The organism is Anaerosporomusa subterranea (assembly GCF_001611555.1).
Classification (GTDB): Bacteria; Bacillota; Negativicutes; order Sporomusales; family Acetonemataceae; genus Anaerosporomusa; species Anaerosporomusa subterranea.
In genome coordinates, this window is sequence record NZ_LSGP01000013.1 from 521,021 (window position 1) to 545,605 (window position 24,585).

Annotated in this window: 21 protein-coding genes and 1 other RNA gene; 7 read left to right on the top strand and 15 right to left on the bottom strand. The window is 47.3% G+C overall.

The features are described from left to right. The first annotated feature begins 111 nt into the window (after window positions 1-111). Window positions 112-303 (top strand): hypothetical protein, encoded by a 192-nt coding sequence (locus AXX12_RS06240; RefSeq protein WP_066239631.1) that lies wholly within the window; start codon window positions 112-114, stop codon window positions 301-303. Here AXX12_RS06240 and AXX12_RS06245 read toward each other — a convergent pair. Together AXX12_RS06245 and AXX12_RS06250 are read right to left on the bottom strand one after the other, a co-directional pair. Further along, complete coding sequence (locus tag AXX12_RS06245) at window positions 300-755, bottom strand: GNAT family N-acetyltransferase (protein ID WP_066239634.1); 456 nt, start codon at window positions 753-755, stop codon at window positions 300-302. The two genes, AXX12_RS06240 and AXX12_RS06245, sit on opposite strands and share 4 nt — an antisense overlap. Next, window positions 730-1,827: an alanine/ornithine racemase family PLP-dependent enzyme gene (locus AXX12_RS06250; RefSeq protein WP_066239637.1), complete on the bottom strand. Its 1,098-nt coding sequence runs from the start codon at window positions 1,825-1,827 to the stop codon at window positions 730-732. Before AXX12_RS06250 ends, AXX12_RS06245 begins: the two co-directional genes overlap by 26 nt. Window positions 1,828-2,215: 388 nt before the next feature. Here AXX12_RS06250 and ssrS point away from each other — a divergent pair. Continuing rightward, window positions 2,216-2,391: non-coding RNA, 6S RNA (gene ssrS, locus AXX12_RS06255), on the top strand. A gap of 46 nt (window positions 2,392-2,437) precedes the next feature. Here the strand turns inward: ssrS and holA are convergent. The 3 genes from holA to AXX12_RS06270 all read right to left on the bottom strand — a co-directional run bounded on the left by holA (window position 2,438) and on the right by AXX12_RS06270 (window position 7,194). Further along, the gene (gene holA, locus AXX12_RS06260; RefSeq protein WP_066239639.1) at window positions 2,438-3,472 is read right to left on the bottom strand and encodes a DNA polymerase III subunit delta; all 1,035 of its coding nucleotides are present in this window, start codon (window positions 3,470-3,472) and stop codon (window positions 2,438-2,440) included. A 148-nt stretch (window positions 3,473-3,620) separates the two neighbouring features. Next, window positions 3,621-5,969 carry a DNA internalization-related competence protein ComEC/Rec2 gene (locus AXX12_RS06265; protein ID WP_066239642.1) on the bottom strand — a complete coding sequence of 783 codons (2,349 nt, stop codon included), beginning with the start codon at window positions 5,967-5,969 and terminating at the stop codon, window positions 3,621-3,623. 16 nt (window positions 5,970-5,985) lie between these two features. After that, the gene (locus AXX12_RS06270; protein ID WP_066239644.1) at window positions 5,986-7,194 is read right to left on the bottom strand and encodes a multidrug efflux MFS transporter; all 1,209 of its coding nucleotides are present in this window, start codon (window positions 7,192-7,194) and stop codon (window positions 5,986-5,988) included. Between the two features lie 191 nt (window positions 7,195-7,385). Here AXX12_RS06270 and AXX12_RS06275 point away from each other — a divergent pair, with 191 nt between their 5' ends. From AXX12_RS06275 to AXX12_RS06285, 3 genes are read left to right on the top strand one after another with little or no spacing between them, the layout of a single operon-like run. Further along, a complete protein-coding gene (locus AXX12_RS06275; RefSeq protein WP_082816727.1) occupies window positions 7,386-8,417 on the top strand; it encodes an ABC transporter substrate-binding protein in 1,032 nt (343 codons plus the stop codon). Beyond that, window positions 8,417-10,081 carry an ABC transporter permease gene (locus AXX12_RS06280; protein WP_066239646.1) on the top strand — a complete coding sequence of 555 codons (1,665 nt, stop codon included), beginning with the start codon at window positions 8,417-8,419 and terminating at the stop codon, window positions 10,079-10,081. Before AXX12_RS06275 ends, AXX12_RS06280 begins: the two co-directional genes overlap by 1 nt. 32 nt (window positions 10,082-10,113) lie before the next feature. After that, window positions 10,114-11,193 carry an ABC transporter ATP-binding protein gene (locus AXX12_RS06285; protein WP_066239649.1) on the top strand — a complete coding sequence of 360 codons (1,080 nt, stop codon included), beginning with the start codon at window positions 10,114-10,116 and terminating at the stop codon, window positions 11,191-11,193. 90 nt (window positions 11,194-11,283) lie between these two features. Here AXX12_RS06285 and AXX12_RS06290 read toward each other — a convergent pair whose 3' ends face one another. From AXX12_RS06290 to AXX12_RS06305, 4 genes are all read right to left on the bottom strand, one after another. Beyond that, entirely contained in the window at window positions 11,284-11,547 is a 264-nt protein-coding gene (locus tag AXX12_RS06290) for a hypothetical protein (RefSeq protein WP_066239652.1), read from the bottom strand. An 82-nt stretch (window positions 11,548-11,629) separates the two neighbouring features. Next, a complete protein-coding gene (locus AXX12_RS06295; RefSeq protein ID WP_231881817.1) occupies window positions 11,630-12,538 on the bottom strand; it encodes an efflux RND transporter periplasmic adaptor subunit in 909 nt (302 codons plus the stop codon). 20 nt (window positions 12,539-12,558) lie between these two features. Then, window positions 12,559-14,991: an FtsX-like permease family protein gene (locus AXX12_RS06300; protein WP_066239655.1), complete on the bottom strand. Its 2,433-nt coding sequence runs from the start codon at window positions 14,989-14,991 to the stop codon at window positions 12,559-12,561. Then, window positions 14,984-15,736 carry an ABC transporter ATP-binding protein gene (locus tag AXX12_RS06305; protein ID WP_082816728.1) on the bottom strand — a complete coding sequence of 251 codons (753 nt, stop codon included), beginning with the start codon at window positions 15,734-15,736 and terminating at the stop codon, window positions 14,984-14,986. The genes AXX12_RS06300 and AXX12_RS06305 overlap by 8 nt, the downstream gene beginning before the upstream one ends. 208 nt (window positions 15,737-15,944) lie before the next feature. Between AXX12_RS06305 and AXX12_RS06310 the strand changes: the two genes are divergently transcribed. After that, a complete protein-coding gene (locus AXX12_RS06310; protein ID WP_066239658.1) occupies window positions 15,945-16,901 on the top strand; it encodes an NAD(P)-dependent oxidoreductase in 957 nt (318 codons plus the stop codon). Window positions 16,902-17,173: 272 nt separating this feature from the next. Beyond that, window positions 17,174-17,821 (top strand): class I SAM-dependent methyltransferase, encoded by a 648-nt coding sequence (locus AXX12_RS06315; protein ID WP_066239661.1) that lies wholly within the window; start codon window positions 17,174-17,176, stop codon window positions 17,819-17,821. A 444-nt stretch (window positions 17,822-18,265) separates the two neighbouring features. Here AXX12_RS06315 and AXX12_RS06320 read toward each other — a convergent pair whose 3' ends face one another. The 6 genes from AXX12_RS06320 to phsA form a co-directional block, all read right to left on the bottom strand. Beyond that, window positions 18,266-18,454, bottom strand: coding sequence for a Sec-independent protein translocase subunit TatA/TatB (locus AXX12_RS06320; protein WP_066239664.1), 189 nt, complete (start codon window positions 18,452-18,454; stop codon window positions 18,266-18,268). 48 nt (window positions 18,455-18,502) lie between these two features. Beyond that, window positions 18,503-19,477, bottom strand: coding sequence for a GTP 3',8-cyclase MoaA (moaA, locus tag AXX12_RS06325; RefSeq protein ID WP_197470653.1), 975 nt, complete (start codon window positions 19,475-19,477; stop codon window positions 18,503-18,505). A 114-nt stretch (window positions 19,478-19,591) separates the two neighbouring features. Next, on the bottom strand, window positions 19,592-20,338 hold the full coding sequence (gene tatC / locus AXX12_RS06330) for a twin-arginine translocase subunit TatC (protein ID WP_066239668.1): 747 nt from the start codon (window positions 20,336-20,338) through the stop codon (window positions 19,592-19,594). Between the two features lie 323 nt (window positions 20,339-20,661). Next, window positions 20,662-21,627: an NrfD/PsrC family molybdoenzyme membrane anchor subunit gene (gene nrfD, locus AXX12_RS06335; RefSeq protein WP_066239672.1), complete on the bottom strand. Its 966-nt coding sequence runs from the start codon at window positions 21,625-21,627 to the stop codon at window positions 20,662-20,664. After that, on the bottom strand, window positions 21,627-22,202 hold the full coding sequence (locus AXX12_RS06340) for a 4Fe-4S dicluster domain-containing protein (RefSeq protein WP_066239675.1): 576 nt from the start codon (window positions 22,200-22,202) through the stop codon (window positions 21,627-21,629). Before AXX12_RS06340 ends, nrfD begins: the two co-directional genes overlap by 1 nt. A gap of 11 nt (window positions 22,203-22,213) precedes the next feature. Then, window positions 22,214-24,505 (bottom strand): thiosulfate reductase PhsA, encoded by a 2,292-nt coding sequence (gene phsA / locus AXX12_RS06345; RefSeq protein WP_066239681.1) that lies wholly within the window; start codon window positions 24,503-24,505, stop codon window positions 22,214-22,216. Between the last annotated feature and the right edge of the window lie 80 nt (window positions 24,506-24,585).

Consider the following 24,585-nt stretch of genomic DNA (forward strand, 5'->3'; position numbering starts at 1 on the left):
CTTCAGTTAATGGTATGCAGTGGTTTGCGATTATTGCCAGTACAATGACAAAAATTCTGCCATTAATGACGCGATCGTCCGTAAATAAGCACTAATTGGAGGATTCTGCCCATGATTCTGCTCCTGGCCGCTATTTGCTTCTGTTTAGCCATTTTTATCTACTGGAAACTTTATCGTCTGGATCAGGATCCCAATGTTCCCGGCCCAGTAAGTCATGTAATTATACCAGCAGTTGCCTACCCGGTTATCGTGTTGCTTATAGCCATCACTCTAGCGGCTCTGGCATATAGTCTGTTTAGCTAATGCCGCGAGAGATTTAAGGTTAACACCAGACGGTGTTCGCCCGCCCCATACTCATTTTCTCGATAGCCTGTTCGTGAAAATCCCAGCTTAGTTTCATACAGTCTTAGTGCCACAACATTGTCTGGAGCAACGGTTAACTCGATCAAGCGCAAGTTCTGCTGACGCAGAGAGTGAAAGCTTTCCCGTAATAATTTTGACGCAATACCCTGTCCGCGCCTACGCTGGTCTACTGTTATACCAACCATATAGGCCGTGTCTGGGTGATCCCAATCAAGCATGTATTGAACAGACCCGGCTATTTCACTGTCCTGCCAAAAGACAAATACCCGTCCATGACGAATAAGCGGAGCGAGGTGCCATGCATTAAGTCCGCCTATGCCAAATGCGGCGTTATCTAATAATGCCAGTCTGTTAAGAGTCGTTAGTTCAATGTCCTGTATTTGTTCGATCATAACGTCCTCCTATGAATACTTTGGCGATATAGCGTGACTGACTGGCAGACAGAAGTCCTGAATAAGTCAGGCCGAATGCAATCTCGTTTCCCATCCGAATATCGGTTTCGCTGTCTGTCACATCAAGAATCAGATGATCACTAGAGGCACCAATAATGGTAATCCCAGCCGTCAGCGGCCATATGCCTTCTATATTGACATCCTGCCTGCCAAGTGCTACAATAGCACGTTTACGGTTCCCCAAATCAACAAACTGCGGAATATTGCCAAATGCATCCCTGCCGATCTCACCGATTGGCAGGGATGGCTTCTCTTTCAACTCGATCACTTCGGCCTGTAATCTAAATGCATCCTGATGCAACCCAGGGATGCTGCGTTGATTTGTTGTATCAGTCCCTAGGAGTATGCCCTCTCCAATCCGTAATTGATTAATGCCGCTAGGTAACAAGCCGTTCTCCAGCAGCAGCAAGCTCGAAGTGCCTCCCCCTGACACTACTTCTAACTGGCTGCCCAATCTATGTTCAATTGCGCGGGTTAGTCGAACCAGCAGTCCGAGATTGTCAGTACTCGGCAGTACTCCGCCGAAGCACCCCATATTGGTACCTAATCCAACCAACTTGACACCCTGCAGTTTAGCAGTTTGCACTGCCGCACGGAAGGCATTTTCCTGCAACAAGCCTTCACGTAAATCACCGACATCGATCATTAAAATAACCTGATGTACTCTGCCTCGAGTCCGGGCCGCATCCGCCAATGCTTGGATCACAGTAAATTCTGAATTGACGCTAGTGTCGACGTATCCGATTACGTTGAGAACATCGCTCAGCCGCGGAATACGTAGCAAAGTGATTGGCAGATGGAAGCCACGATCTCGCATCTCAATTATATTTTCCATCCGTGAATCAGCCAATCCATCGACGCCTCCTTCGACCACAGCCTGGACGATTTGCTCGATGGCAGTGAAGCCTTTGGTCACACCAAGAACCGATATAGATTGACGACGGCAACGCTCGACGATAGTAGCTGTGTTATACTGAATTTTATCTACATTAATTTGCAGTGAAGGGCTCATAGACACTCTCCATCTCGCCTGACATGTTTGATTCTATAGGTAGTTTACCCTAGTTCTATGATCTTTCATCAAAAACTTTCTTAAAATGGAGCGAGAGGTCCCATGACGTTATAGTTGACTATGGGCATATTCCAGTGTTATTGTGCATAAACTGACAACAAAGCCTCCCTAAGCTCTAGACCGAATGGCTGGAAGCGACAATCCTGCTTCTTGTCTGAATCAGGATACAGGGAGGCTTGTTTTATTGCAACAGTTAGTATAACGACGACGATAGACAAAACTGCGGCAAAACTGTCTCCAATTTCGAATTTCACTAATAATAACGCATTGCAAAAATTGAAAGATTTGTGATAAGATACGTCTATCAACAAGACAAATAATTATCATCAATTGCCTGGAATGTACGTTACTCAAATATATGTCCAACCTACATTATACATTCGGGAGTCCGATGTCGTGCAGCTGCCGAGCCGCCACAGAGCGGAGGGCAAAACCACGGCTAGGACTCCCCACCTGCGAGAAGGCAGGTTTGGACATATACGAAAACGGTATTTTGGGCGAAACAATTTTTGAGGGGCTTGCCATTAGGCAAGCCCCTCTGTTTAGTCCCTTACCCCCTGCACATCTCAATAACGATGCCCTCAAGTGACACATTCCCCGCGCGACCAGACTTGATCGCCCGGTCAACATCTGAGATCATTATCAAAATTTGCTTCAGTTTGCCTTCCGAAAAGCGGCGAGCTTGGCCTAGCATCTTTTCGGCGACGAAGGGGTGCAACCCTAAAATTTTAGCGATGTCTTGCGATGTTTTGCCGTCCGCCGCCAGTTCTTTTGCATAGAGCAAGGCGCGAGTTTGTCTGGCGATAAGCATGAGCATGCGCATTGGGGGTTCGCCAGTGGCGAGTTGCCCATCGAGTAACCGCAACGCCAGGGTAATGTTTTTTTGGCTCATAGCGTCAATCATGGCGAAAATATTAACTTCAGGGACGCCTGCTAGAGTAGCTTCGACATCATCTAGACTCACGCGCTGCCTTTCACCTGTGTGCAGCGCGATTTTTTGTGTTTCATTGTCAAGAAACCCCATAGATATTTGGGGCATGAAGGAAAGGCCTGTCATCAAATAATCAAGAGCCTCAGGCGCGATGGTTTTACCTTCTTCTCTCAGTCGTTCCTGGACCCATTCGCGAGAATCACGCGCCTTGAGCGGAACGAGTTCGACGACAGCGCCTGCCTTCTCAACGGCTTTAAAAAGCTTGCGGCGTTTATCCACCTTGTCGCCGGCAATAAACAATAAATGAGTGTAGTCAGGGATATGCTGCAAACAATCGAACAATCTTGTGTCCGATTTATCGGAGGCTTCCGGTCCGGCATCGTTCTTGCCGGCACGAAACAGTTTGGTGTCACGAACAATGATTACATTTTTGCCGCCGAAGAACGGCATAGATTCTATCGCCTGCATCAATTCGGGCACAGAAGGATCCTGTTCGAAAATTCGCAGCCCCATATCCCTGTCCTCAGGCGGCAATGCAGCTTCAATAAGTGCCTTTTCTGCCTGCCGTGCGTAATAGCGTTCTTCTCCGAATAAGAGATACACGGCTTCGAGTTTGCCTCTGTTGATGGTTTGTATCAATTCACGAATAGTCATAGTTTCACCCTCCGCCTTAGTACCGGTAGATTTTCCGCAATGCGGCGTTGGCGTCAATCGGCATACCGCCGGTATGTCTCATTCCTCCGCCTTGCCTTGCAAAAAATCTCCGCGCCACTATACTTACAGTCTTAGAGCTAACACGGTACTAATTGTTGATATAAGGTTTTACTGTTAAATGTAAGCCATCGCTTTCAAAGACAACAGCGCCGTGTTTGTCAGTGCGAAAAACTGGACGTCCACCTGCGCTTAAGCGTTTTAAGGTATCCGGATGCGGATGACCATATCGGTTGCCGGCGCCGACTGAGATCACCGCGTAGCGCGGGTCTAGCGTTGTCAGAAAAGCAGGCGAGGTCGAAGCTTGGGCCCCATGATGTCCTACCTTGAGCACGGTTTGTGGTGCAATGCCCTGAGCGAGCAGTGCTTGTTCACTTTGTCCCTCGAGGTCTCCGGTAATTAAAAAGCTGTGTGAGCCATAGCGAACCTCAACAACGCAGGAGTTTTCATTACTGTTACCACGTTTACTACTAGAGACAGACACATGTGGACGCAACAGGGAAAATCGGACTCCGTCAATCACGATCGATTGACCGGAATAAGCGGGAATGACGGTTAGCCCTTTAAGGCTATTAAGATTATCGACAGCAGGTGTAAGCTCCTCGGGCGGCAGTAATATCTGTGAAACAGGCACTGCAGCAGCAACAGCTTTCGCTCCTCCAGCGTGATCCTGATGACCGTGGGTTAGTATCAGGTAGTCGAGTGAAGTCACGTGCAATCGCCGCAAATATGGATAAACGACTCGTTCTCCAATATCAAAATCTCCGCCGCTTGAGCCGCCAGTATCAATCAACACAGCTCGCCCCCGCGGAGTCATCACCAGCGTTGCATCACCTTGGCCAACGTCGATAAAGTGTACAGACAGCGGTCGCGGCCAGACAGCCCCCACGGCAGTCAAGATGGTCAATAGTGCCATAACAGCGAGTGTTTGTTGGCGTCGGCGCCGGAGCAAGAAGGCGAGGTCAGGCAAAAAGGTCAGATACCCGTACAGCCATAAAATACAGTAATAATAGGCCGCAGACATCAGTAGATTAAGCGGCGGTAAATACACTGCAAATGGCAACAAAGCTAATGCTGAATTGACGTGTTTGGCAGTACTTAAAATCAGGCTGCAAATCACCAGCAGCAAATGTCCAACAGGCGGAACGACTAGCGAAGTAAGGCTGCCAGCCAGTCCAAGAACTACTGTCAACTCGATAGCAGGAACAACTAAGAGATTAGCAGCAAACGACATCAGCGGAATGGTATTAAAGTACCAGGCCATCACTGGCAAAACCCCGAGTTGCGCTGCTGCAGTCGCCGCAATTGGTCTTGATAGCCAATCAGGTAAAAATGCTAACCGTTCTGCGGTTTTTGCATAAAGCAGCACCAATCCAGCTGTTCCGCTAAAGGAAAGTTGAAAACTGATATCCTCGATAAGTGACGGTTCAAAAAGCAGCATTCCGCCTGCTGTCAACGCTAGCGCGTTAGCGGCGTCTTTCTCTCTGCCCCAAACCGCGGCAGACAGTGCAATCAGCCCCATAATGACAGAGCGGATAACCGGCGGGGAAAGTCCGGCCAACAAGGCATAAGATAAAACCGCAAATGCCGCAAGCAGAGCTGAGGGTTGTTGCCGCAGTCCCGCCACGCCGCCCAACCAATGGACTGCCCCTGCCACCAACGCGATGTGTGAGCCGGACACAGATAGAATATGAATAATTCCAGTTGCTGCAAACTCACGAATCGCATCAGTCGGAATTCCACTGTAGCCGCCAAACAAAGCACCTTTAAGAATAGCCGCATCGCTTTCCGGCATTGCTGCTTTCATTTTGGCAATCATGGCTTCTCGCAGTGAGTTTAACCTACTTCGCCAATCAGTCTCCGTCTGACTGGCATAGCGCGGTTCTCCGTTGGGCGAAAGTCGAGCAGTAAAGCCCTGTCTACGCCATGAAGCAACCATATCAGGCGAGCCCGGATTATTATAGCCATGCAGCTCTTTGATTGCACCGGCGAGTACAATATTGGCGCCATGAGGGTAGATCGGTCTATCTGAGCTCTGACGCACACTGGCGAATAGTTTGCCACTGGCTGACTGCGGTGTATTGCCTGCTTTAACGGCTTGGACGCGGAGCCGGTAGCGAACAGAAACAGAATCAGCATCCAATCGGGCAGCCTCTGGTGTTCCATCAACAACTCCATATACGGCTACAGTTTTACCGATATAGGAACTTATATCATCAACGGGCAGGATTTGTCCCTGTAAAGCCCTAGCCATACCGGCAAAAAAACAAGCCGCAGCCAGCAGCCAAACAGCCCGGTCATTGTTCTTCCGAACAAGCCAGGCGACAGCAATCAAGCAAATAGCAGCCGCGCTAATAGGAATGATTGATGAAAACACTACTGTTCCAGCGGCCAGTATCCCGACAGCCAACGACAGCACGCACCAGTGAGCCAGATCCATCGTACCCACCTATGTATCATATTTGTGTCTGTGAGCAATCTATCGCCTTGCTGACATACACCATTTTATACACCCAAATAGCGTTCAACATCAATAAAGCACTGGTGAAAAAGAATACATATTGGATGCCAAACCAAGCAGCTACTCCGCCGCCGAATATAGCGCCCCCAAACGAGCCGATGAATTGCGCAGACTGATTGTAGCCGAATACACGGCCGGCGAATTCATCTGGGGTCAATTGTTTAACCAGACTGTTAATGGAAGGCAACAAGCCTGCAGTTGCAATGCCTAATAAAAAGCGCAAGCCCATTAGTTGCCACGGGCTATCAACCATCGCCTGCGGAATGAACAAGAGTGCTGCCGCCGTTAAGGCAACAATCATGACTTTTTGCGGCCCGATTCGGTCTGACAGCTTGCCCAAGCGTGGCGCAGCGATAATACTGGCTAGTCCAGAGGCCGAAAAAACCATGCCAGAGATCAGCGCGACTTGGGTGGTGTTTTCGGATAACTGACTAATGTAGACTGTAATAATTGGTTGTATTGACATCAGCCCTAACTGCATAACCAGAGTGGTGACAAACATAGCAACCATAATCTGCGGTTGAGGCAGACGCCGCCAGATCTCACCAAAGCTTAGAGCCGGTTTATCTGACGGGATAAACTGCTCCTGCACAAACAGCAATGAGGCGAAAAAGGCGATCAATAACAAAATACCGATCGCAATAAAATTACTGCGAATTCCCAAGGCCATTGCCAGATAGCCACCTAGCAGCGGACCTAAAAGCATACCGGCGACAGCTCCTGTTGACAGAGTGCCCAGTGCCCAACCCGCACGCTCTTTAGGGGTCTGCGTGGCGACAAGAGTGATAGCTCCAGAGTAAAATCCGGAAATTGTTCCTTGTAACAAGCGTAGACCTACCAGCTGATAGATGTTTTGTACAAACGCCATGGCACTAATGATAATTGCCATGCCAAGGCTTGCCCGCAATAACATCGGTTTTCGGCCGTATTTGTCAGCAGCTCTTCCCCACAGCGGAGAAAAGATTGCCATGCAAATAAACGTGATGCCATAGGTGATGCCAGACCACTGCTCGATCTCAGGCAGAGAGTGAACACCGAGTTGTTCAATATATAGCGGCAGGATAGGCGTAAGCTGGCTTAGCCCCGCCGACGTAGCCAGTACGCCGAACCAGCAAACATATAAATTTCTTTTCCATATTTCCATGAGTATCCCCCAGTTTTGGCAGACCAGATGTCACCTGTCAACTTCCAATACACTGAATTATGTTTATCATACCGCGAATCAGTAATAAATGCCAGATCTAGTTAAAAAACTGAATAATCCGACAGGATTTAAAAAGAAAAGATGGAATTATTTAGTTGGAATACAAAATCGTTGTGGTGGAGGGGATATTTGTGAAGAGAGTGCCTATTTTGTTGCTTGCCCTGCTAGTTATTGCTAGTCTGCTGCTAACGGCGTGCGGCGGAGGTGGTGCAACCCAACCGGCGGCTAAGTCTAACGAAGCGATCAATATCTATACCATCTGGCCTGAGAAATACTCTTCAGCGATTTTTGCGGCATTTACCAAAGACACTGGAGTTAAGGTAAATTTTGTCCGTTTCTCCTCTGGTGAAGCACTCGCCCGCATAGTAGCAGAAAAAGATAATCCACAGGTTGATGTTCTCTTTGGCGGTCCAGCCGATACGTTCGCGGCTGGAGTGGAAAAAAGCGTATTTGAACCCTACAGCCCCAAAAGCGCAGATAAAATTCCATCAAAATTTAAAGATGCAAATAACAACTGGGTTGGAGTCGCTGTCAACCCAATCTGTTTCATGTTTAATGCAAAGACATTGAAAGAGAAAAATATCACAGCACCAACTTCCTGGGATGACCTGCTGAACCCAGCGTTTAAAAGCGGACTGCAAATGGCTGATGCACGGACATCTGGTACAGCCATCTCGCGAATTCTCAGTCTGACCAGTTTCATGAGCGAAGACGCGGCCTATGACTATCAAAAGAAATTACACCAAAACGTTCAAATGTACACAAAGAGCGGCGCGGGTGGCGCTCTGCCGATAGCAACCGGTCAAGCAATCGGCGGCGTGTTCTTCTTGGTCGATACTCTTGAAATTAAACAACAGGGCCATGATGTGGTTATCTCCTATCCGAAGGAAGGCGTCGCCTACGCAGTTGAGGCTATGGCCCTGATCAAAGGCGCCAAACAGCCAGCTCTGGCTAAGAAATTTCTAGACTGGGCCTCAACTGCCGATATGCAAAAACTGTATGAGGCGAACAAGATTAATTTCATCCCCACCAACCCCGACGTGAAAGTAACTGACCCTGCTCTGGATATGAGTAAGGTGAAAATGTTCGAAGTCGATATCGTTAAAGCAGGCAAAGACCGTCAGCGTCTGGTAGACCGCTGGATCAACCAAGTTGTGAAATGATGAAGGCGGGCAGCAATAGTCCGCTTAAACGCGACCCCGCGCTTCTTCCTGCATTGTTGGTCATTTGGGCAGCCATGGGGGTATTCATCCTTTACCCCCTGGTCCGCCTGCTCTTGGTCGCGTTCTTTGATGATGGACAATTCACTTTCAGTCACATAATCCATACCTTTTCCAATTGGTATGACCGGCAGGCCCTATATAACAGTCTATTCCTAGCCGTCACCGTATCATTAGCAGGCGTGTGCCTAGGCTTTATTTACGCTTATGCAGTTACGCGACTAGCTTTACCGCGCGCTGTGAAGTGGCTTTTGGGAGCAATCACTGTCTTGCCGTTGATTTCACCGCCCTTTACCTCTAGCATCGCGATGACGCTGGCACTCGGACCAAATGGTATGTTGATCAAATGGCTAGGATTGCCGAATTTTTCAATCTACGGGTTTTGGGGAACCTGGCTGTCCGAGGTGCTTACCCTATTTCCAGTGGCATTCCTAACCTTAAACGGAGTCTTACAGGCAATCGATCCCAACTTGGAGGATGCTGCTTTAAGCTTAGGGGAAACCAAATGGCGCACCTTTCTAAGAATTACCTGCCCGTTAGCTGTACCAGGAATCGCTAATGCGTTCTTGTTGTTATTTGCCAGTTCATTAGCCGACTTCGCTACTCCGCTAATTTTGGCTGGACACAGTTTCCCTGTTTTACCCACTCAGGCTTATTTGCAGATTACCGGTCTGCATGACCTCAAAGGCGGCGCTGCACTGTCATTCGTCCTGTTGCTGCCTGCGCTGGGTATCTACTTATTGCAGCGTTACTGGGTCGGCAATCGTAGTTATGTAACTATTACCGGCAAAGCAGGTGCGCGCACCAAAGCACGTGGATTGGATACGTGTGCGACAGTTTTAATCTTAACCATCTGCCTCCTAACCGCGAGTTTTATCTTATTCTTGTATTCAATTATATTTGTCGGTTCGGTGGTTAAGGTCTGGGGCGTAAACTATGGACTAACGTTAGACCATTACAACTATGTCTTTACCCGCGGTTTCAAAGCGATCACCGATACCCTGTTAATTGCATTGACAGCTATGCCTATTGGAGCTCTCTTGGGAGTCATGATCGGTTATTTAACTACTCGCAAAGAATTTGTCGGTAATAGGCTGCTGGAATTTGTCGCATTGCTCAATTACGCTTTACCGGGGACAGTCATCGGCATTGCCTATATTGTCGCCTTTAATAGCGGCCCCATCGTTTTGACTGGCACGATGATGATTATTGTTTCCGCCTATGTATTTCGCTATGATGCGACAGGTATCCGATCGACAATCGCTTCATTAAAGCAAATCGATCAATCACTTGAAGAGGCTTCCCTATCACTGGGTGAAAGTGCGTTTAACACGTTCCGTAAGGTAACACTACCGTTGATTATTCCGGCAGTCAGCGCCGGTATGAAATTTCTCTTTATCAGGGCGATGACTGCAATTAGCGCTACCATCTTCCTGGTGTCAGTGCGCTGGACGCTTTTAACCACACGGATTCTTGAATGCATGACCGAACTTCAATTTGCCCAAGCTTCAGCATTTTCCGTTATCTTGATTTTGATTGTGTTCACAGCCAGCGGATTGATTACACTCTGTTTCCGACTGGCTTATCCGCGTTATGATCGGATATAGTCGGCAGGAAACTTTTTCACAGGAGGATTATTATGTCTGTTAGAATCTCGCTTGTTCATTTGACTAAGCAGTTTACGAAAGAACAAGCTATATTTACAGCTGTAGACGATGTAAACCTCGAGGTGACCTCGGGAGAGCTTGTCACCTTGCTCGGACCATCAGGCTGTGGCAAAACGACCACCTTACGCATGATCGCGGGCTTTGAAACCCCCAGCAACGGCAGCATCCTGTTTGACGGTTCTGATGTCACAAGTGTGATGGTCAACAAGCGCGACATCGGCTTCGTCTTTCAAAGCTATGCCTTATTCCCTCATATGAATGTATTTGACAATGTTGCCTACGGTCTGCGGGCGCGACGGTTAGGCCCGTCTGAAATTTCAAAGACGGTAGAAGAAAGTATTGAATTGGTCGGATTAAAAAAATCTAATGCGCTGTATCCGAATCAATTGTCAGGCGGCGAACAACAGCGGGTTGCGTTAGCGAGAGTGTTAGCTTTAAAGCCCAGAGTATTGCTTATGGACGAACCATTGTCAAACTTAGATGCTAAACTGCGTATTCACATGCGCACAGAGATCCGCCGACTACAAAAACATCTTGGCGTAACCTGCTTATATGTCACTCATGATCAAAAAGAAGCATTAACGCTTGCAGATCGAATAGTCGTCATGAATAAGGGGCATGTTGAGCAGGTAGAAACTCCGTTTGAACTATATGCGAATCCTGCCAGCTTATTTGTTGCCGATTTTATTGGCGGAGCGAATGTACTACAGGGAATTATTGAGTCTGTGCACTCTGGTTATCTAGAGGTTAGCCTCAATAATGTGTTGATTACGGCGCGAGCTGCTGCTGGGCAAAGTTTTTCGCCAGGTGATAGGGCTACACTAGTCATTCGCCCTGAATCCATCAGCCTCCACCCTGTTCGGGATGCACTATCCGGCCGTATCGTAACAAGGACGTTTGTCGGCGACCGTATCGACTATGAGATCCAACTGAGCGCAGATTCGGTTTTGCGGGCCGAGATTCCCTATTCGTATGCAACTCAGGTATTGGAAGAAGGCAGCGAGACTGGGTTCACTGTGAATATGATGGATATTGTCGCACTAAGAGCATAATAGAGAAGGCAACCTGCACACAGGTTGCCTTCTCTATTTACAAGCAGTAATTTCTCTGCCATGAATGCCACAGTAATTATTCAATTGTGATCAACCGATATTAACCTCGGTTACCTTCGCCACATAGTCATCGTCACCAGAAATAGCCCTAAACACTATCTCTGTGTCGTTGGCAAGTTTTGCACAGTAAGCCTGTTCCCCATCTCTATCCAGAGCATTTACTCGAACTATTGATATTGAGTTTATATCTGCTACCTGATAATCGGTCAATATTCCGGTGACTCGCTTAGTTAATTCACCAGTCGGACACTCCAATTGCTTGATTCTCGCCATTGCCGCTTCAATATTTGTCATTAGCTTAACCTCCAAAATGAATCCTCATGTTCCTAGTATTTCATTTCGGCAGTCCATCATTCGCGTTTTAGCAAGTTCAACTTTAACGTGAAGGCGTAATAGCAATTTGGGCAGTCATGTTCCAGCGAAGACGATCATCCCAGCGCTCGGGAGCAATTGTGACTGTGTAGGTGATATCTCCCCGCTTCTTTTCGCCGTAAGGGCGGATAAACTTAACACGAGCCGGTATTTCAAGGCCAGGTATGCCATCAAATGTTAGCGCTACAGCATCGCCAACCTGTACCTTTGCCACCGTCAGCTCAGTCAGATCGTCGCTTCGAACCTCCCAGGCCGACTCATCGGCGACACGCACCAGAACGGTTCCGAGAGTGGCATGCTCACCAGGTTTTACATCAATAAATACAACCGTGCCGTCCAAAGGCGCCCGTAATTCGGTTTTATCCAACTGGCCTTCTGCCTCAGTGAGTCGGGAGCGTTGGGTCATGAGATCCGCCTCTGCCTGCGCTAGTGCAGCTTGATTGCGTTCTAGCGTTGTCCGAGCTTGATCCACTTGCTGCCTGGGAGTAGCTCCTGCTGATTCCAAACGCTGTTGGCGCTGCAACTCACGTTGTGCGTCAAACAGGTTAACTCGCGCCTGTTCAACAGTCGCAGCGGAACGAGCCAGATCAGATCGGGAGCTTCCCACCCGCGCCTGATAGTCTTGGCGAACCAGCCGTAACAGAGGCTGGTTCGCTTTTACTTTGGCCCCTTCGCTGACTAATACTTCACCGACAGTTCCATCGACAGGCATGACCATTTGGGCGTATTTTATCGGAAAGACGATTCCTTCTGCCAGAACGCGCTTATCAGCAGTTACTGGCGCTATCGCCTTTTGAGCTATCTGCCGATTAGACCAAAACCACCACGCCCCGGCGATTATTGATATCGTCAATAACGCTAACAGCCAGCGGCGTTTCAATCCACGATTACCAGACACCATCTGCTCCCCCATCGTCTTTTCCCCCGATCTGTTTATTCATAGCTCAACACATCGCGCACGCTCAGCCGAGCCGCATTACGTGCTGGCATTAAGCTCGCCAACACAGACAAAAACGTAGATAACGCCAGCCAAATGCCAACTCCCCAGAAACTGAATGTAAACGCTAACGGGCTCTGGAGAAACAGCACACCTACCTGATAACTGAGGAGCGCTGCTACAGGTAAAGCTAGGATTACTCCAGCCAGCCAGCTAACAATACCAATACACAGCGCCTCGACCACAAATACTTTAGCAATATCAAGGCTAGAAGCGCCAATCGCTCGCATGATTCCAATCTCGCGAGTTCGTTCCAGTACATTGATCCCCATCGCCCCCATCAACCCCAAGGCGCCAACCACGGCTAGCAACACTGCCATAATTAGCAGAAATGTGATCAGAATATCAAATTGAAAGCGAGATCGTTGTTTTAATTCCCAGGTAACGTCAACATTGGATACACGAAGACTATTCTTCTTCATATGTTCTTCTAACGACCGTCCCAACGCGGTCTGCTCTTTGGGATCGGCAGAGTTGGCAATAACTTGCACAGATCTCGCCCTGCCAGCTTCCTGAACCGCACCTGTCAGCCAATCATAGGGTGCATAGACTAACGGGCCGGTGAGGGTACTTTGAGCAATACCGACAACAGTGAATCGTAACTTACGCGTTCCTACCTTAACTACAGCTGGTGAGCCTACTTTTAACTGAGGATTATCTTTGACAACTTCTGTATTCACGACCAAAGCGCTTTCATCCTCTTTGACCAGCCATCGGCCATCTACAAGACTCGGCTTAATCATTTTGGTATCTGCCGGCGGAGCAAGAATAAACACATTCTTGCTTGCTTCCTCTTCTGACTCTTTGCGCTCATCCCGCAACACCCGCCCTGAAGTAAAGCCCCAGGCTTCTGCTGCCTTCACGCCCGGGACCCTCATCACTTCCTGTTCAATGCGGCTGGCCCGATAGTTCTCGACAAATCCGATAGATACATCATAGCGAAAATAATCAAGTGCCTGATCAAGGGTTGAATACAACGATGCACGAACAGAAAATACAGCCATAAATACTGTCCCGGCTGTCGTTAGCGTCAAAAGTGTCAGCGCCAAGCGACCCTTACGGCGAAAGGTGTTGCGAAGCGACAGTAAGACCGGTCTTGACAGCTTCTTCAGTTTGGTTAATATCCTGTCAAGCCAACGATCTACCCATCCCTTGGCCTGCAGATCGCTGATACCGTAATCACTGACCGCTTCCCGCACAGTAACACCTGTTCCACGCCAAACTGGCCATATCGCAGCAACTAGCGGAACCAACAGTGCGACTGATGCCTCTAATAACAAAACCCTAGGTGGCAGTTCCAAACCACCGGAATTAAAATTAAACACCCCGGCGACGAAACTGGTGACTGCGCTGGCTGCCAGCGCTCCCAACGGCGCAGCCACAATCAATGAAAGCACGCCATAAGCGCCAACCAACACTAAATACATTTGTAAAATCTGGTCCCGCTGGGCGCCGATCGCTTTCATAATCCCAATCTGACGCATTTGCTGTGCGAGAATCGAAGATACAGTGTTCACCAACAGAAATGTTCCCAGTAATAAGGACAAAACCCCAAGCACTGCCAGCAGCAGGATCATTGCATTAATCGCAGGCTGCATGGGATGTTCTCCCGGTTTATAGACTTGCAACCAAAAGACGGTCGTATTACCTTGTTCAAGCTTATTCCAAGCCTGGCGCCCTACCGTCTCAATTGGGGCGGTATCCTTACCCTTTAGCACTGCCGGCTTTACGACAAAACTCACCTGATCTAGCCGCCGCGGCTCATCCAACTTTTCCAGCGTGTTCATACTAATATATCCATAGGAGCGTCCGCTGAAAAGGCTTGGAATCTGACTGGGATCGTAGACCACTCCTGTCACCTTTAGCGACCGTTTTCGCCCCTTGGGGGTCTCTACAACAATTTCCCCGCCCTGGGAAACGCCCAGGTCAGCCAAGGAAGAACGCTCCAGCAAAACGTCGCCGTCGCCTGGCGGCCAAGCGCCAGACTGCGCCCGTAAAACATTCACTTTTTGTCTGTTATAATCAGGAATGGCTGTCAGCAGCATCTGCCGCCATTCACCGCCTGCGGCACGCACGCGCAAATCGACATTGCGCCGTCCCTCCGCTTCCTGGACCCCTCGTAAGCTTCGGACACTCTGCACCAGTTCTTCGTCAAACGGATCGGCGTAGATACTGGCGCTAGCCGGCGAGGCTGACGCCCAGCTGTTCGCCAAATCGCGTTCAAACATCAAAGACGAACTATAAACCATCCCAACGGCGAATACCCCAACCGATATCGACAGTACCACCAATACCGTTCTCAGCTTATTGCCCCAAAGATCGGCCCATACCTTGCGCCAGCGCGGGGACAGCCAGGCTCTGCTATCCATGCCATCCTCCTATCGGAGTCAAAATGCACCCCTCGGAAACGGTTACGATTCGATTGGTTCGACGCGCTAAATCTTCGTCATGGGTAACCATGACCACAGTTTTGCCGACTTGAGTCAGATCACGAAATAAATCCATGACAGAATCCGCCGTACGAGCGTCCAGATTCCCAGTTGGTTCGTCGGCGACTACCAACGGTGGATCAGTTGCCATACAACGTGCGATTGCCACCCGTTGCTGTTGACCCCCAGATAAGTTAGCAGGCAATTTATCTGCTTGTTCGCCTACGCCTACGAGTTCTAGTAATTTTTTTGCGCGCTCAGGCCGTTCTGAAGACTGATGAACATTACAAAAATCCATCGGCAGCATGACGTTTTCCAGCGCAGTTAATGTCGGTAACAGTTGAAAAAACTGAAACACGACTCCGACTGTCTTACCTCGCCAAACAGCAATCTGATTTTCTGACAAGGTATGGATCGGAGTGCCGGCAACCCAGACTTCGCCAGCGGTTGGCCGGTCAATACCGGTAATCATATTGATCAAGGTTGATTTGCCGCTGCCTGATTTTCCGACAACTGCAACAAATTCACCTGTCTCTACGCGAAGAGTTACTCCCCTTAGCGCCTCAAATTCGCCGGCGCCAGTGGTGTAAATCTTCTGAACAGAACGAATATCTACAGCTGCCGCGCCCTGCTGCGGGGAAGGCAGTTCCACTGCAGATAACCATTTCATCCATGAAAAACTCATGTTATCTCCCTCGCACCGCTTAACATCTTCAAAATTCTGATCATATCTATACTCACATATTCTAAAGTCTATGACCAAAATCCTGTCTGCACGGCAGGAAATACGAACCCGTAATGGGTTATACTAGCTCTTTGCCAATAGTTGACAACTTTTCAATCTCAGACTATACTCAAACGTGAAACTTTACAGAGATATGGGAGGGAAACCGATGACAAATACTGTAGTCCTAAATGCCGGGAAATTGGACTTTGACCACAAACTGGATTACTCGCCATTGAATCAATTGACTGTCTTGACTAAATATGAAGCAAGCAACGATCAAGAAATTATTGAACGGGTGCAAAATCAAGATATCGTAATTACCAAAGAATTAGCGGTCGGCAGAGAGTTGATCTTGCAATTTCCACCATCAGTCAAACTCATCTGTGAAGCCGGTACTGGCTACAATAATATTGATATCGCTGCTGCTCGCGAAAAGAACATTACGGTTTGTAATGTTCCCGGCTATAGCACCGAAGCCGTCGCGCAACTGGCAATCGCCTGCATGTTAAATCTCAGTTCGTCACTGAGTCTACAACAAACCATGATAAAGCAAAGGGATCTTAGCAACTTTACTAAACACTTACAGGTTCCACATTTTGAAATACAAAACAAGACATTAGGCCTAATCGGCGCCGGCGCCATCAGTTATCAAGCCGCGGTTGTCGCTCGCGCATTGGGAATGAACATTCTGGTATACAGCCGTACACCTAAGGCATGGAATCAGTTAAATGCTAAATTCGTTACCCTTGAAGAATTATTGGCAAACAGTGATTTTGTCAGTATTCACTGCCCACTGACACCACAAACAAAACACCTGATGAACAAGGAACGCTTTCAATTAATGAAGCCGTCTGCCTACATCATCAATACATCCCGCGGCCCGATCATCAATGAAACCGATTTGATTGCCGCTCTGCAAAACAAACAATTGGCCGGTGCAGCGCTTGATGTTCAAGACCCTGAGCCACCGGCGCTCGACAACCCACTATTTGCGATGGACAACGTCCTACTCACCCCGCACATCGGCTGGAAAACACTTGAATCCAGACAAAGGCTGATTGGGTTATTGGCTGGGAATATAAATGCCTATATCAAAGGAATCCCTACTAATATCGTTTCTTAAAGAAAACCCTGCATTTTTTATTAAGGGGATTCATTTACGAGTTGATTTAAATATTTAGGTCTAAATAACATTGTTTTTGGCAACAAAAATAATGTTATTTTTTTCGTGCCATTATTAGTTTTTTAAAAACAGCATTATTCTATATTTCGCATGAGAAAAAGGGTTGTTCCAAAGAATATCCAACAAGTTACCAGTAACCAGGATGCAGGTATTCTCGCGGATAGAGCGTATTTTACTCTTAAGACCAGATATTGGGAGGCATAGAGCATCTTATGATAAGTGATCTTGATAGTCAACACCCTCATTGGGAGAAAACCTTCACTAAAAACCAAGAGATGTTTGGCACTGAACCGAGTGAACCAGCTCAACTTTGTGCTAATATCTTGAAGCAGAACGGACTGAATGCTATTCTCGAGTTGGGAGCTGGACAAGGGAGAGATACCATCTTCTTTGCTCAACAGGGTTTCCGAGTTTATGCCCTCGAATATACTGCAATAGGTGTTGAGACAATTAGAAAGAAAGCTGAGGACTTGGGTATATCTCACCTTGTCACGGTTATTCAGCATGATGTGAAAAATCCTTTGCCTTTTGAAAATGCAACGTTGGATGTTTGCTATTCGCACATGCTATTCTGCATGGCGTTCACCACTTTGGAGTTGGAGACCCTATCTACTGAGATTAGAAGGGTTCTCAATGATGGTGGACTGAACATTTACACGGTAAGAAATACCGATGATAAGCATTATGGAACAGGCATTCATAGAGGCGAAGATATGTACGAAATTAATGGGTTCATTGTCCACTTTTTCAACAGGGAAAAGGTTGAAAACCTCGCTAAAGGCTACGAGATTGTGGATGTGTCTAGATTTCAGGAAGGCGACCTACCTAGAGAACTCTTTATGGGCATTCTTAGAAAATAAAGGGTTACAATGGTTATAGAGGGTAAAAAAGATACGCATCGGCTTATGCCAATCTGCGTATCTTTTCTGCGTGTTATTCAAAGAGCTACTTAAAAACGCCTAATTTTGATTGCAAACTTCTCATTATTTTTCTTTAAGTATTGCAGAAGCGCATCACTTGTAATATTATAAAATTAATACAAAGCATTGCATTGTCCTTTCGATAAGGACAAAAAACTGATGCTAAATAGCAAGTTAAATGTCCCCGATAAACGGGGACATTTTTGCATAGCAACTCGTAAACGGAATCTCTTGCATTTTTTTGCAGGGCCTTTTCATGTATAACCAAATTTTAAGCCCTGGATGTCTAGATTTCTCGACTAACCGATATGGGATATCTACGTACCTGATATATTAACTGAGATGCTAAGACCATAACGTGCCGACTCTTCCAATAAAATGTTATTACTTTTTCTCTTCACCGTGCACTAAATTTTTCACCGGTTCCTCTTTTGGCCGATCAATTGTAGCATTCCTAAACTCATGAATACCTTTACCAATTGCTTTTCCTACTTCCGGTAGCTTGCCAGGTCCGAATACAACCAAGGCGATGACTAATATTAGGATCAATTCTGGTGCACCAAGATTAAACACACAAAATACCTCCCCAATAACTATTTAATTTAATATCCCTGTAAGCCCCTATCCTCCCGTCTGGGACATCCCCCGTCTACATGATTGGACTTCATTTAGATCGTGTTGAGCAGGCTTCTGCCATACGCTACGTCTTAAAAGCTTCTCTAAATCAGCTTCCGATACACCAACGCGTAACATGCCCTTTATATCAACCTCCGCGTTAGACAACAGACACAACTTAAGTCGGCCATCTGCAGTAAGGCGAATTCTATTACAATGATTGCAAAAATGGTCGGTAATGGCCGATATAAACCCTATGCTGCCTCTACCTTTAGAAAACCGGAATATCGTTGCCGGCCCATCACCAGACGGCTGCTCCACTAGCTTACCCCACCCTGCTGCATTGATAATTTCCTTGATCCGACTAGTAGGAAACAACAAGTCTCTTCCTCTTGAGTGAACAGGCATATACTCAATAAAACGAACTTCAAATGGTTTATCTATTGAAATACGAGCGAAATCAATTAATTCATCAGTATTGATTCCGTTCATGACAACCATATTTAGCTTGATTGGTTCAAATCCAACCTGTTTCGCACTTTCTATCCCCTTTATAACTTCACCGAACATATTGCGACCCGATATCTGCGAAAAACGATCTTTGCGTAAAGTATCCAGACTGATATTAACCCGATCCAACCCTGCTCTTTTTAATGGCATAGCAAACTCACTAAGCAAGCTGCCATTAGTCGTCATCGATAAATCGCGAACACCCGCGATTTTTTTAATGTCGGCAACGAACTGGATGATTCCCTGCCGTACTAAGGGTTCCCCGCCAGTTAGCCGTACTTTAGAAATGCCTGCATTCACTGCAACACGAATAATCTGTAATATCTCTTCATAACTGAGGACTTCGTCCTTAGGGAACCACGATACGTGTCCATTAGGCATGCAGTAAGAACAGCGAAAGTTGCATCTGTCCGTCACAGAAACCCGCAAATAACTGATATTTCTTCCATGCCCGTCTATGATTCCCACCATTATCATCTCCGGTTCCACAATTCTGCTACAATCCGAATGGACTTAATTATCGCAATTATCTTCTTTTCGGAGTATTGCTAAATCCACTAGTTTTTGTCCGTAATTTCTCTGACATTACCTTTTCATTATGCATTTCACAATCCACAGACTTATCTCATACAGCACCAGCAAAGGCAGTGCCATCATAATTTGGGATACCACATCCGGCGTGGGCGAAACAACACCGCCGATTACAAACGCCAATAATAGGACAATTTTACGTTTACGTATTAAAAGTTGCGAACTAATAATACCAAACTGAGCTAGCACTAGGATGAATAAGGGCAACTCAAAGATAAATCCAAATGGGAGCACAAATGAAATTACAAAAGACAGGTACTGCCCCAGTGAGAACATCGGTTGCAAGACATCAGACGCATATCCCATAAAGAATTTTATACCTGCTGGCAAGACGAAAAAATACGAAAACCCTAATCCAGCAAAAAATAAGACCACCGAAGATGGAACCAAAAATAGCGACGCCTTGCGTTCCTTGTTTACCAACGCAGGAACGGTAAATGCCCATGCCTGATAGAGAACCACAGGCAGCGCTAGCAGAAATCCAGCAACTACCGAAACCTTTAGATAAGCAAAGAAAGCCTCCGCGGGATTCATATAATATAACTTACCTGCTGGCGCGGTAAGCAGGGACACCATTTCTGCAGCATAGAGATAGCTAGCACTAGCACCGACTGCCACCGCTAGAACCGACTTGATCAAACGTTGACGCAACTCCTGCAGATGATCAACCAGCGACATCGTTACTGGTTCAGTCGTCTGCATATGATCTGAGTCACTCTCATTCGTATCTACCTCAGACATCATTTCGCCTCGCTTTTTCGTTAATTGCCATTTCAATCTCGCAACTTATATCGACAAGTGCAATGCCCAACTCTGCGCCATCCGTTAAAGGCGGAGTACTGGCCTTCCCAACTGCCCCTATAGAGGAAGAGATGCATAACGCCACTGTGCGCATGCACCTTCTCCTCTCCTTACTTCAACATAGCTTTGACTTCCCTGTAACTTTGGCACCATCGATTGGGAGCGCCGGTGAGTTCATGACATATTACATATTTCTCTAAGGTCGAACTCTACGGCAATCCCCCACTCTTCCGCGGCTTGTTTGGCCGCGCTCTGAATAGTAATCAGAAGAATATTTGGCCTGCGTACAGGATATAAAAACGTAGTAATACCACGCCCCCTAATGCAAGGATGGAATTAAGCAATACCGTACTCAGCTTATAGCTTTGTCCGTGTAAAGACGAAACTGCAACTATCAAGGGGAGCATTAATCCGACTCCAACCACGCCAATCCAGAAAACTCTAGCCCAAAAGCCTGTAGTAAGTGCTTGGATTGCAATAGCGGATGTATTGCCCCCTGCAAAATAGAAACCGATAAACATCAAGAATAAGCAAAACAATTCGAAGGGAACAACTTTCAGGTCAAGCGCCAGCAAATAGTTAAGGTCATCTTCACTAACAGATCCTTTAAACATAGTAAGTCCGATTAAGATGTTTGCAGCGATACCGGCGGAAATGCCGGAGATCAAAAATAGCATTGGTAGAATTGGTGTATTGAAGAGAGGCTTCCCGATTATCGCGGAGATGAGAAAACCCGTGTATATCCCTACACCGATTGCCATGGCGACTAACACTTTCTCAAAGTTCACGCCCAAGCGTTCAAACCATTCAACGATGGGGAGAAGTGGTTTGAAAAACCAAGCTGTGGCGCTCTCCCGCAACAATTCCTTCTTGAAGATAATGGCAAAGAACAGTATGGTTAATGGGCTATACACCGAAAGCAATAGGGTGCCGATTGACATGACTGACTTAAAGTTATAGTACACAAGCAGATACCAAAATGTTAGTGGCTTGCCCAGGTCGAATACCAGCAAAGCCGTACCGAGTATTATTGCTGGCGGCGCAATCAGCGCACCGGCTTTGATCAGTCCGTCCCAAGGCGCCGCCTCATTCCCGCTGCGCCATTTTACCATGATCGCTGTCATCAAAGCGCCGGCACTGAGTCCGGCTAGAAACAGATACACTGCTATCGGCCAAGGCCAGACAATCTCCGTATACTGTGATGTGTTCCCCCAAATGTTTTCCCACATCACGCGTCACCCCCTCTCCAGTTTGGAACAGTGACAACTTTGGGCTTGAGCCCCAAATGCTCCTTAGGTTTAACTGCCCGCTGACTCTTGAGAGCCAAGCTAATATCGCTTTTCGAATCATTCATATCACCAAATATGAGGGCACCAGTAGGACAAATCGATACACACGCAGGTTTTTGCCCTCTTGACACTCGTGTTTCATGGCAGAAGGTACACTTATCCGCAGCGCCAGTCTCTGGATTCAGAAACCTTGCCTGATACGGACAGGCTGCAATACAGTATTTACAGCCAACGCAGAACTTTTCATTGACGAGAGTTACACCGTCTGAGGTCGTATACGATGCGCCGGTAGGACATACGGGCACACAGGGTGCAGAATCACACATGACGCACGATTTACGGTGGAAGTCGGTAATTAGATCAGGGTATTTCCCTTTAGGGCCCTCAATCCAGACTTGAAGTCTTGATACCTTATCAGGCACTTTATTTTCCGCGCGGCAGGCCGTGCTGCAAGCCTGACAGCCGATGCACTTGTTGGAATCATATAGCATCCCATAACGTTTTTGCGTTGCCATTATTATCCCCCTTACACCTTTTTCAAAGTCACACCGGCTGTCTGGAGTGTTATCCCGCAAACCGGAACGGTGGAAGTTGGTATCATCAGATTGGAATTGACACCTTTCTTATAGGCTCGCTTCAGGCCAGGAGAGACACGGCCAAACCCCATATAACAGAAGACTGTATCCGGCCGGACCCCTTCTGTTATGTACGCTTTAACCTGCTGTTTGCCGACCGTTGATGCCATTTCTACCAGATCATCCGTCTTCACGCCCAGCTTACTCGCTGTTTCGGGATGCATCCAGAGTCGGTTTTCAGGCATCAATTCGTGCAGCCATGGCACATTATGCGTATGTCCATTGGTATGGAGTCCAGTCTTGCCTTGAATGAATAGTTGCTGTCCTGATTCAGCGATCTGGATCGGCCTGTAGACAGGCACGCCGCGTCCAAAAACGTTTTGCGCCACCTGCGACATTAGTTCGATTTTCTTGGATGGGGTTTTGAGGTTGGTCAGATATTTATCGATGTATCCTTGCTCATTGACTAATGATTGTGCATCAGGGAATTGTTTAACGAATTCTGCCACCGAATTCTTATCTCGCAAGAATAGCGGTTTCATGCCAAAATTGACAAAACCTTTTTCCTTACCCATTTTGACCAGATCCTGTTTTCCGCCCATTTGCGTTAAGCGAATGTCATCAATGTTTGTATAGGGGAAATAGGCGCCAAGTCCCATCTTCTCAGAAAGCTCTTTGAAAATCTGCCAGTGTGCACGTGTATTATAGACTGGTTTAACGACCTGTTGCCGTAATGTAAACGCTGGTACACCACCGGAATAATCGTTGAAACCTTCATCCCGCTCTAAATAAGTGCTTTCTGGTAGCACAACATCAGCAAACATCGCAGTATCTGACATATAGATGTCACAAACAACCAGCAGGTCAAGCTTCTTCATGGCTTCAATGACTCGGTTGGTTTGCGGCATGGTAACAACAGGATTATACCGATAGGCAAAGTAGCCCTTGATCGGGTAGGGTTTTTCAGTCAGGATGGATTCCGGCACCGCTTGGGCAATACCGTCGCCGGCAGGAGCCAGCTCCATGGGATGTCCTTTTACGCCAGCGCCATCAACTCTCGGTTTTGCAGGTTTCGGAAATGGCGGAGTCTTGAAGCCGGCAATCCCTTGAACAACTGGTTTGCCGACCAGACCATTAATAAAACCAGGACCTTTGCTGAAGAACGATCCGCCAGGCACCTCCAGGTTGCCAAGCAGCATATTGCCAATAATAATCGCACGGCGTAATTCGAACTCCTCCGGTGTGAACGTTGTACGCCAACCCCAGTCAAGGATAGCTTTCGGTTTTACCGCAGCCATTTCTTTTGCAATTCGTTCAATATCGGCCGCCTTAATGCCTGTTTCCTTTTCCGCCCAAGCCGGGGTATATGATGTCACACTGGCCTTGACGGCTTCAAATCCTTCGGTGTACTTGGTAATGAAGTCTTTATCATAGAGGCCATCACGAATGAAGACATGATTTAAGGCAAGAACTAATGCAAGATCTGTTCCCGGCTTAATAGGTAGCCATTCGTGCGCTTTGGCCGAGGTTAGCGAGTAACGGGGGTCAATGGACACCAGTTTACCGCCCTTGTTGATACAGTTCATCACACCGCGCACCTGTGCCACATTAATCCCTTCAAAATAGTTGCGACCCAGTGACACGATATATTTGCAATTACCATAGTCTAGACCTAAGCCTGCTGTTCCGAACGTAACTTCAAGCCCCACCGTCCTGGCTAACGGGCAGGTAGATTCGTGGTTGTGGGTATTCGGCGATCCGTACGCTTTAGCAAACGTATATAGGTAAGACATGTGAGGTCCTTTTCGGCAGCCAAAAGCCATCGCCTCAGGACCGTACTTCTCCTTAATTCCCTGCATCTGCTTAGCAATATAGTCGTAGGCTTCTTCATAACTGACTTCTTTCCATTTACCCTCCCCGCGCTCACCAACGCGAATTAAGGGCTTTTGAATCCGTTGCGGATCATATAATTGTGACTGTCCTGACACCCCGCGAGCGCAGAGTGTGCCGCCAGTGGCACCCCAATCAGGGTTCCCGCTGACTAAAACGGCTTTTCCGTCCACAACCTTTGCCTGAATTGGGCAACGTGATGTGCACATTTCGCAAAAGCTGCGTACAAAATCAGCCTTGCCCTCCACTTTGCCGCCAGCAGCCCAAGTCGCTATGTCTGGAAACATTGAAGCAACCGATAAACTCGCAGCTACTGCGCCTGACAACTTTAGAAATGACCGCCTGGTTATCATCTTCTGACGCCCCTCCCCGCTAATCCATTCGATAAGAGACACAGTGTATTAATTCATTAATACATTTAATATTAAATTAT